Origin of the sequence: Dethiosulfatibacter aminovorans DSM 17477, assembly GCF_900142005.1 — a bacterium.
In the GTDB taxonomy this organism is placed as follows: domain Bacteria; phylum Bacillota; class Clostridia; order Tissierellales; family Dethiosulfatibacteraceae; genus Dethiosulfatibacter; species Dethiosulfatibacter aminovorans.
Map to the genome: position 1 here is coordinate 1 of NZ_FQZL01000052.1, position 9,430 is coordinate 9,430.

At 38.1% G+C, this 9,430-nt stretch carries 8 protein-coding genes; 7 read left to right on the forward strand and 1 reads right to left on the reverse strand.

The features are described 5' to 3' along the window. Positions 1–67: 67 nt before the first annotated feature. Both BUB05_RS17810 and BUB05_RS17815 read left to right on the forward strand, forming a co-directional pair. On the forward strand, positions 68–769 hold the full coding sequence (locus BUB05_RS17810; RefSeq protein ID WP_073051078.1) for a response regulator transcription factor: 702 nt from the start codon (positions 68–70) through the stop codon (positions 767–769). Further along, entirely contained in the window at positions 759–2,111 is a 1,353-nt protein-coding gene (locus tag BUB05_RS17815) for a HAMP domain-containing sensor histidine kinase (RefSeq protein ID WP_073051080.1), read from the forward strand. Before BUB05_RS17810 ends, BUB05_RS17815 begins: the two co-directional genes overlap by 11 nt. Positions 2,112–2,437: 326 nt before the next feature. Here BUB05_RS17815 and BUB05_RS17820 read toward each other — a convergent pair whose 3' ends face one another. Continuing rightward, positions 2,438–3,235 carry a sugar phosphate isomerase/epimerase family protein gene (locus BUB05_RS17820; protein WP_073051082.1) on the reverse strand — a complete coding sequence of 266 codons (798 nt, stop codon included), beginning with the start codon at positions 3,233–3,235 and terminating at the stop codon, positions 2,438–2,440. A 220-nt stretch (positions 3,236–3,455) separates the two neighbouring features. Here BUB05_RS17820 and BUB05_RS17825 point away from each other — a divergent pair, with 220 nt between their 5' ends. The 5 genes from BUB05_RS17825 to lysS all read left to right on the forward strand — a co-directional run bounded on the left by BUB05_RS17825 (position 3,456) and on the right by lysS (position 8,602). Beyond that, on the forward strand, positions 3,456–4,526 hold the full coding sequence (locus BUB05_RS17825) for a pyridoxal-phosphate-dependent aminotransferase family protein (RefSeq protein ID WP_073051083.1): 1,071 nt from the start codon (positions 3,456–3,458) through the stop codon (positions 4,524–4,526). Between the two features lie 245 nt (positions 4,527–4,771). Beyond that, the gene (locus BUB05_RS17830; RefSeq protein ID WP_073051085.1) at positions 4,772–5,578 is read left to right on the forward strand and encodes a biotin--[acetyl-CoA-carboxylase] ligase; all 807 of its coding nucleotides are present in this window, start codon (positions 4,772–4,774) and stop codon (positions 5,576–5,578) included. Further along, the gene (gene dusB / locus BUB05_RS17835) at positions 5,565–6,545 is read left to right on the forward strand and encodes a tRNA dihydrouridine synthase DusB (RefSeq protein ID WP_073051089.1); all 981 of its coding nucleotides are present in this window, start codon (positions 5,565–5,567) and stop codon (positions 6,543–6,545) included. Before BUB05_RS17830 ends, dusB begins: the two co-directional genes overlap by 14 nt. An 81-nt stretch (positions 6,546–6,626) precedes the next feature. Then, the gene (greA, locus tag BUB05_RS17840; protein ID WP_073051087.1) at positions 6,627–7,100 is read left to right on the forward strand and encodes a transcription elongation factor GreA; all 474 of its coding nucleotides are present in this window, start codon (positions 6,627–6,629) and stop codon (positions 7,098–7,100) included. Between the two features lie 56 nt (positions 7,101–7,156). Then, positions 7,157–8,602, forward strand: a complete 1,446-nt coding sequence (gene lysS / locus BUB05_RS17845) for a lysine--tRNA ligase (RefSeq protein ID WP_073051091.1) — start codon at positions 7,157–7,159, stop codon at positions 8,600–8,602. Positions 8,603–9,430: the final 828 nt, after the last annotated feature.

Here is a 9,430-nt window from a genome sequence, read left to right on the forward strand (position 1 = left end):
TTTATATTTCAAACAACACATGAATCAACTCAACTAAAGTTATGATATAAATACTAGGAGGTACAATTTGGACAATAAAGTGGTACTTGTTGTTGATGATGATAAAGACATAAGAAACATGATAAAAATATATTTGCAGAACGACAACTATGATGTTGTTCTTGCCAAAGATGGCAATGAAGCTCTTGAAATTCTTGAAGGAACCAAGGTCGATTTGGTGGTCCTTGACATAATGATGCCGGGAATGGATGGAATGGAAACCTGCATGAAGATAAGGGAAAACCACAGGATGCCCATAATATTCCTTTCTGCAAAGGGAGAGGACATGGACAAGATAATGGGTCTTTCCGCAGGTGGTGATGACTATCTTACCAAGCCTTTTAATCCTATGGAGCTGACGGCAAGAGTCAAGGCCAATATCAGAAGAGTGGATGTTTTTGACAAGATTGAAAGTGAAAGCGACAAGGAAGACACCATTACAATTGACGACTTGACAATCAATGTTGATACCCACCAGGTATTCTACAAGGATGAAGAAATTCACCTTACGAAGACTGAATTTGACATATTGAAACTTCTGGCTTCAAACAGGGGAATGGTGTTCAGCATAGAAAAGATATACAATAAGGTTTGGAAGGATGAGTTTTTTGTTACTGACAATACAGTAACAGTGCATATCAGGAAGCTGAGAGAAAAACTCAAGGACGATTATAAAAACCCAAAATATATTAAGACGATATGGGGAGTTGGATACAAAATTGAGAAGTAAATCGGGTAAGAGTCTCAGAACGGAGTTTTTGGGATATTTTTTCATATCAATAATAACTGCGGTATTATTTGGAATTATTTCATTTTACATAATAGCAAGCATTTATGCACAGGCAACACTGGAATTGAATATTGAGGAAAAGGAAAATGCCGAGCTGTTTATTGATGATATGAGCAACCGACTTGATGGATTGTCTTCTATTGAGGGTGTTAAAAGTGAAATAAGATATATGCTCAGTACTGATGGTGCATATCATATAAATGTTGTAGACGAAAAGGGAGAGCTCCTGTATACAAGTTCTGAGGGTACTCAGCAGAAGAGAGACTATATACTCTACAGAACCTTTTCGATCAACGGGAACAACAATATTCTATTCCTGGAGGGAAGATATAAGGACAGGTCATATGAGGAAGATATTCTGGCAATGATAATAATCCTTATGTCCATTATCCTTTTTGTATTCATATTCTTCAGGCTTGCAAACAGAAGGATTAACTATATACATGAAATATCAGAATCTGTAGATCGAATATCTGTTGGGGATCATGAAAGTCCCATAATACTTGCTGGCAATGATGAATTGACACTTTTGGCTGACAATATCAATTATATGAGCAGGTCTATCAAGGATAGAAAAGAATATGAGATAAAGATAGAACGATCAAAAAAAGAGCTTGTTACAAATATGTCTCATGATTTGAGAACTCCTCTTACCTCGATCATAGGTTATTTGAGCCTTATTGTTGAGGGAAATTATGAAGACGAAAAGATGCTTAATGAATATGCAAGCATATGCTTTAACAAGTCACAGCAGCTTAAGAAACTCATAAACAGACTGTTTGAATATTCCAAGCTTACCAGTGAAAAGCTGAAGGTTGAGAAGGTTAACCTTGATATAAACAGGTTTATTGACCAGATAAGAGGTGAGTATTTCCATATAGTTGAGGAAAATGACCTTAAGTTTGAAGTGAGGCTTACTGAGGAAAAACCCCAGATCAATGGGGATCCGCTGCTTATGGTAAGGGTTTTTGAGAACCTTATTTACAATGCGGTCAAGTATGCAAAAAAGCCTGGCAAACTTACAATTGCAACATCTGTAAAGGGTGAATACGTCATGGTTCAGGTTGCCAATACCATAGAGAAGAAACAGTTCAAAAAAGGAGATATGGAAAATATTTTCGAAAGAATGTTTATTAAGGACAAGTCAAGAAGCAGTGGGAAAAGCAGTGGTCTTGGGCTTGCAATAAGCAGAGAAATAGTGGAAATGAACGATGGAAGAATTTGGGCTGAAATCATTGGGAACAATATAGTGTTCTTTATGAGGTTCAAGAAGGTAGCATGACATGGTATAAAAATTATGAATATAAGTTCCCTACTCCTTCGGAACGACAATCTTTTATTTATGAGGAAGATTGAGACTCTAAACACCCTGAAGCACTGGTGTTTAGCTACCGGTACAACAATTACAATATCTTAAAATGTTATTCTTGATACCTATTAGTCGAGACCTCACTGATATTTATAATTTTTTTGTTATCTGACAATATTTCTATGTATAAAATGAACAGGACCGGACCTTTTATTATAGAGTCAAGTCCTGTTCTTTATTTTATAGTTATGCTAAAGCACTTCTGCTACACTGCTGTTCGACCATTGCTTTGCCGTTGCTTATATCATACCCCTGTCTCTCATTACATAGATGGATTCCTTGAGAGCTGCTATAGTCTTGACCTCTACTACAACCGTAAGGTCCCTTTCTTTTGCAAAATTGATTCTGTCCATCAGGTCGAGTTCTCCAGTATAAGGAACAAGGTGGTCCTTGCTTCCAAGAGTGTCGTGGAAGTGCATATGTGATATATTGTCCTTTACCTTCATAAGATACTCGTGGTCAACATATTCCTTTGCGGAATCATGTCCGATATCCCATGTTATGCCCATTCCCTGTATCTTAAGAACCAGGTCAAGAGCTTCCTGTGCAAATGCATTTCCGAAGTTTCCTGAATTTTCAACATTCACCTTTACTCCTGCCTTGTGTCCTGCGGCACCTACATGCTTGAAGGAATCTACAAACTTTTTTACGAATACATCAGAATACTGGTCATATATATATACCTTTCTGTCGGGAAGAGTCATTTTAGCCCCTTCTATTATATGGAAGTTTAGAAGTTCCACACCTGATTTTGCAGCCCAGTCAACAGTGTCAAGAGCAAGCTGTATATATCCCTGTCGTACAGGCTCGAAGAAAACTCCCATATCTGCATCGTCAGGCATGTGCATTGTGTATGAAATGCCGTATTTTTCTTTTGCATCGAGAAGCTTTTCCGAAGGGAGGTTTTCGATGAAGTTTGATGGAAGGTTCATGTTAAGCTCTATGAAATCCAGTTCAAGCTCCCTGCAAAGATCCAAAGTATCCTCAAAAGTATCCAGCTCTATAAGTGACGGCATTCCTATTCTAAAATTTTTCATTTAAGTGCTCCTTGTCTTTTGATTAGTGACAATTGTATTTAAATTGCACTATCTTATTGAATTATTTAATATTTAGTATTATAATATATATCTGGTCATATGACAAAAAAAATTTCCAAAAGTTTTAAGAAAGTGTTGAAAAAGTATTAAAATTTCTTTATAATTGATGAAACGAATAAGATGTTAAAGTTTTAACAAATATAATTAGTGAGGGATGATTATGCATAAAAAATTATTTATTCCGGGCCCTGTTGAAGTGAAGCAGGATGTTCTGGACAAAATGGCAACACCGCTTATTGGACACAGGACGAAAGAGATTTCTGAACTTCAGGGAAACATCTGCGCTAAGATGCAGAAAGTTTTCTATACTGACAACCTTATACTTCTTTCCACTTCTTCAGGAAGCGGATTCATGGAAGGTGCAATAAGAAGCTGTACAGCAAAGAAAGCGGCCGTCTTTTCTGTAGGAGCATTCGGTAAGAGATGGTATCAGATGGCAACAGGAAACAATGTACCTGCAGACCTTTACGAAGTTGAAATGGGTCAGGCAATAACTCCTGAGATGGTTGACAAAGCACTGGCTACTGGGGATTACGACCTTGTTACAGTAACTCACAACGAAACTTCAACGGGTGTAATGAACCCTGTCGAAGAAATTGCAGAAGTTGTCAAGAAATATCCTGATGTAGTATTCTGTGTTGATACAGTAAGTTCTGCGGCAGGAGCAAAGGTTGAAGTTGACAAGCTTGGAATAGATATCTGTGTAACTTCAACGCAGAAGGCACTTGGACTTCCTCCGGGACTTGCAGTGTGCTCTATGTCCGAAAAGGCTTATAACAGAGCTAAAACTGTTGAAAACAGAGGTTTCTACCTCGATCTTGTGAAGGTGTACGATGCAGTTGTGAAGAAGCCGCACCAGTATCCTTCAACTCCAAATATTTCGCTCATGTTTGCAATGGACTATCAGCTTGACAGAATCCTTGAAGAAGGCCTTGACAACAGATTTGCTAGACATATTGAAATGGCAGAGTATGTAAGGGCATGGGGAAGAAAGCACTTTGAACTTTTTGCTGACGAAAACCATCTGTCAAACACATTGACAAACATCAAGAACACTAGGGGAATCAGTGTCAAGGACCTTAATGCCGAGCTTGGCAAGAGAGGATACATGATATCAAACGGATACGGCGACTTGAAGGAAAAAACTTTCAGAATAGCTCATATGGCTGATACTACCATGGATGAAGTGAAAGCACTTCTTGCGGAGATAGAAGACATTCTGGGACTTTAAGAAACTGATATCCATTTGGATTTGGAAAACACATAAATTACACAAGAAAGCAATTATTAAGTTATAAAACAGCATCTGTGTTTAGACGCAGATGCTGTTTTATGCTTAATTAAAGTTAAAAATTCATAATCCGGATGTATCCATTATTATCTGATTTGTTTAATAGCGGCAAAGCCGCTTTCTTACCCTTGAAAATTTTATTGAACTATAGTATTATTCATACATCGGGATGAGAGGTGATTTGCATGTATGATTTTGAACTTTTGAATTCAATATTGGATACAAGGGAAGTAGGAAGGACATTTTTGCAGTTTGACAGCCTTCAATGTGCAGTCAAAAAGGCAAGGAGCATTTCTGCCCAAAGTCCCAACGGAATGGTCATACTGGCTGAAGAACAATGGGACTCCAAGGGGAGAAACAAGGATTTGTGGTATTCTCCAAAGGGTGGATTGTATTTGAGCATAATATTCAAGAACAATGGTGACAGAGACCTTGCAAATGTATTGAATCTTGCGGCTGCAGCAGCTGTACATGATGTTCTTGGAAGTATTGATATAGATACGGAACTGAAGCTGCCCAACGATTTGTATTATGATGACAAAAAATTGGGGAGTATTCTTGTGGAAAAATCCTCACAAGGAAGAGAAGTGTCTTATATAGTAGGAATAAGAGTCAATCTTGACATAGAAAATGATGACTTGGCATCAAATATAGACAAGGGTATTTCTGTGAGTCACATAAAAGGAGAGGAAATATCCAGAGAGAAGTTTGTTTCCGACATACTCAATGATCTTGAGAGAAAGTACTTGAAATTCATTGAGGAAGAAGACAGGGGACTCTTTCAGCCCTGGGATAGGATGTTTGAAAGATACGACAACCTTATGGAGATAAGGAAAAAAGGGAACAAGAGATGGAAAAAGGTGGAAGTATCCGGCTTCGACTGTGACGGATGCCTTGTATATTCAGACTGCACATCATGTGGTAATATTGTAGACATGAATAAACAGGAAGTAAGAATGATTGAGGAACATAATATTGATGAAGATAGGTAATATAGAATTAAAAAGCAACGTCATACTGGCGCCTATGGCAGGCATAACCGACAAGACGTACAGAACAATATGCAAGAAATTCGGTGCAGGGCTTGTATGCACTGAAATGATAAGCGCCAAGGGTTTGTTGTATAACGACAAGAAAACACATACTCTTATGGATATAGATACGGGAGATACCCCCGTTTCCCTTCAAATATTTGGTTCGGACCCTGATATAATGGAGAAAATTGTCATTGAAAAGCTGAACAAAATGGATACATTCCAGATTCTTGACATAAACATGGGATGTCCAGCTCCGAAGATAGTCAAAAACGGAGACGGAAGCGCCCTTATGAAAAATCCAAAGCTGGCCGGTGAAATAATGAAAAGGGTAAAGGCTGCTTCGACAAAGCCTGTAACTGTGAAGTTCAGGAAAGGTTGGAATGATGAAAGTATCAACTTCCTTGAAATAGGAAAAATAGCCCAGGATGCAGGCATCGATGCTGTTACCCTGCACGGAAGGACCAGAGAGCAGTTCTATTCCGGAAAGGCCGACTGGGATTCCATAAGGAAATTAAAGGAAAACATGGACATACCTGTTATAGGAAATGGAGATATTTTCACACCGAAGGATGTATTGGATATGATTGAGTATACGGGATGCGACGGTGTGATGATAGGCAGGGGGGCTTTTGGCAATCCGTGGATATTCAGGGATTCAAACGAACTTTTGAAAGGGAATGAAATTGAAGAAGCCATATCCCATGAGGAAAAGCTTAGACAGCTTTCAGAACATGTTGAAATGCTCGTAAGGGAAAAGCCTGAAAGGGTGGCTCTTATGCAGATGAGAAAACATGCTGGATGGTACATAAAGGGACTTCGTGGTGCGGCTGAAATGAGAGGGAGTTTCAACAAAGTAAAGACAAGGGATGAGATGATTGAACTCATCAATGAATACATAGAAAAAATAAACAAAAATTCATAGTCATCAAATGTCTTGACAACTGATGGTTCATACCTTATACTTTGTAGGATAAAATATTATTTACCAAAGGGGAGAAAAAACATGACAAATAATGAAATTCTGCTTACGAAAGAAGGTCTTGAAGAATTAAAGGCAGAAATGGAAAATCTTAGAGTAGTAAGAAGAAAGGAAGTTGCAGAGAAAATAAAGGCAGCTCTTGCTTTTGGTGACATAAGTGAAAATTCGGAATATGATGAAGCAAAGAACGAACAAGCGGATATAGAAAGAAGGATTCTTAAGATTGAAAACATGATTAAGAATGCGAAAATTATAGAAAACAGCGACAGTAATGGTATTGTAAACATTGGAAGCAGAGTTAAAATAAAAGACATTGAATTCGATGAAATAATGGAATACCAGATAGTAGGATCTGCAGAAGCTGATCCGTTCAAAGATAGAATATCCAATGTATCACCTCTTGGAAAGGCTCTTATGGGCAAGACAGAAGGAGAAGTGGTAAACGTAGAGACACCTAGCGGTGCCATTGTTGAATATGAGATATTAGGAGTAAATTAAATAACGATTTAGGAGGGATTTTTGTGTCTGATATTGAAAATCTTAATGAGCTGAGAATGATAAAAAGGGAAAAACTGGAAAATTTTGTCAAGGAAGGGAAGGATCCTTTCAAGATAGAGAAATATGAAGTTACCCATAAAAGCAAGTTCATTAAGGACAACTATGAAGAGATGGAAGGTAAGGCTGTGTCCTGTGCCGGAAGGATAATGTCCAAAAGAGGCCAGGGCAAAGTGGGATTCTATGACCTTCAGGACAGTGAGGGAAGAATACAGGTTTTTGCTAAGAAGGACCTGCTGGGAGAAGATGAATACAATACACTGAAAACTCATGACATCGGCGATATCATCGGAGTCAAGGGCGAAATCTTTAAAACCAAGATGGGAGAAGTTTCAATCAGAGCTACTGAAGTAGTATTGTTGTCCAAATCTCTGCAGATACTTCCTGAAAAATATCACGGACTTAAGGATCCTGATTTGAGATACAGACAAAGGTATGTTGACCTTATTGTAAATCCTGAAGTTAAGGATACGTTTATAAAGAGAAGTATAATAATCAAGGCTTTGAGAGAATACCTGGACAGCAGGGGATTTTTGGAAGTTGATACTCCAACACTGAACACAATAGCTGGAGGAGCTTCTGCAAAACCTTTCATTACTCACCACAATACCCTGGATATAGACATGTATCTGAGGATAGCCAATGAACTTTACCTAAAAAGACTAATAGTTGGCGGGTTCGATGGAGTATATGAAATTGGCAAGATGTTCAGAAATGAAGGTATGTCAATCAAGCATAATCCTGAATATACAGCCATGGAAGTGTACAAGGCTTATGTTGACTATGAATACATGATGGAGCTTACTGAAAATGTAGTTGCATACATGTGTGAAAAGGCAAACGGTACAACAAAGATAAACTATCAGGGAACAGAGCTTGACCTTACTCCTCCTTGGAGAAGAGCGTCAATGCACGATCTTGTAAAGGAAAAGACCGGAATAGATTTCTATGCACTGAACAGTGATGAGGAAGCGAAAATGGTTGCCAAGGAAAAACTTCACCTTGAAGTCGAAAAGCATTGGACTACAGGACATGTTGTAAACCTTGCATTTGAGGAATTCTGTGAGGAAGACCTTGTTGAACCTACATTTGTAATGCACCATCCCGTAGAGGTATCTCCACTTGCCAAGAGGAACCCTGATGATCCGAGAATAACAAACAGATTTGAAGCATTTATAAATACATGGGAAATTGCAAATGCATTTTCCGAGCTTAACGATCCAATAGATCAAAAAGGCAGATTCGAAGCGCAGCTTAAGGAAAGGGAAGCTGGAGATGATGAAGCTCAGATGATGGACCTTGACTTTGTAAATGCTCTTGAAGTGGGACTGCCGCCAACTGGAGGCCTTGGAATAGGTGTTGACAGAGTAATAATGCTTCTTACAGACTCTGCATCTATTAGAGATGTAATACTCTTCCCGACAATGAAGCCTGTAGAAGAATAGAATATTTTGTAAAATAAGGACTGATTTCAGCCGTAAACGGTTGGAATGGTCCTTTTTTTCTTGGTGTGTAGGTACAGCATTGTTTGTCGAACCTCGAGTTCATGGCCTGGACGACATATGATATTTTTTATTTATGCTTACCATATTTCTAATCTATTCTTTTCGATGCAGAAATTGATTATATATTACTGTAAATGTAAATTCCTGATATTGATGAAGCGAGGTTCTGAGATTTGACAGCACGAACTTTATTGGAGTTGCGGGTATAAAAACAAGTGGTTTTTGACTCTAATCCGAACAAAAAGTGGATGAAAACGAATAATGAAAGCAAGGTCTATATACACGGCTCCCCGTGTGTTGTATACAGTGTGCAAGCATTGAAATTTCAACAAAAAAATGATTTCAAAAAACTTTAAAAAAGCGTTGACAGGGGTATCTGATTGTGATAATCTAGTAAAGCACCCCACGAGAAAGGTAAAAACGAGGTAAACTTGTTAAAGTCATTTTAAAATCATTTAAAATAACTATTGACAAAGTTACACCGAGTGGCTATACTAATAAAGCACCTTAAAAAGGGTTGCAAAGACAGATGAATATACAGATAAAAAGTTTTGAAAAAACTTAAAAAACAGTTGACACGGAGAAACATGAGTGATATACTGAACAAGTTGTCAAAACGAGCAACACAAGCAACAGCAACGGACCTGGCCTGGTCGCGAATAATAAAATTCGCTGCTCGGCAATGCACCTGGACAATAGAATAACACATAGTCAACGTAATTCTTAGAGTTAATTATGTAACAAACAAAAGTAATTTTGGGACTTTTT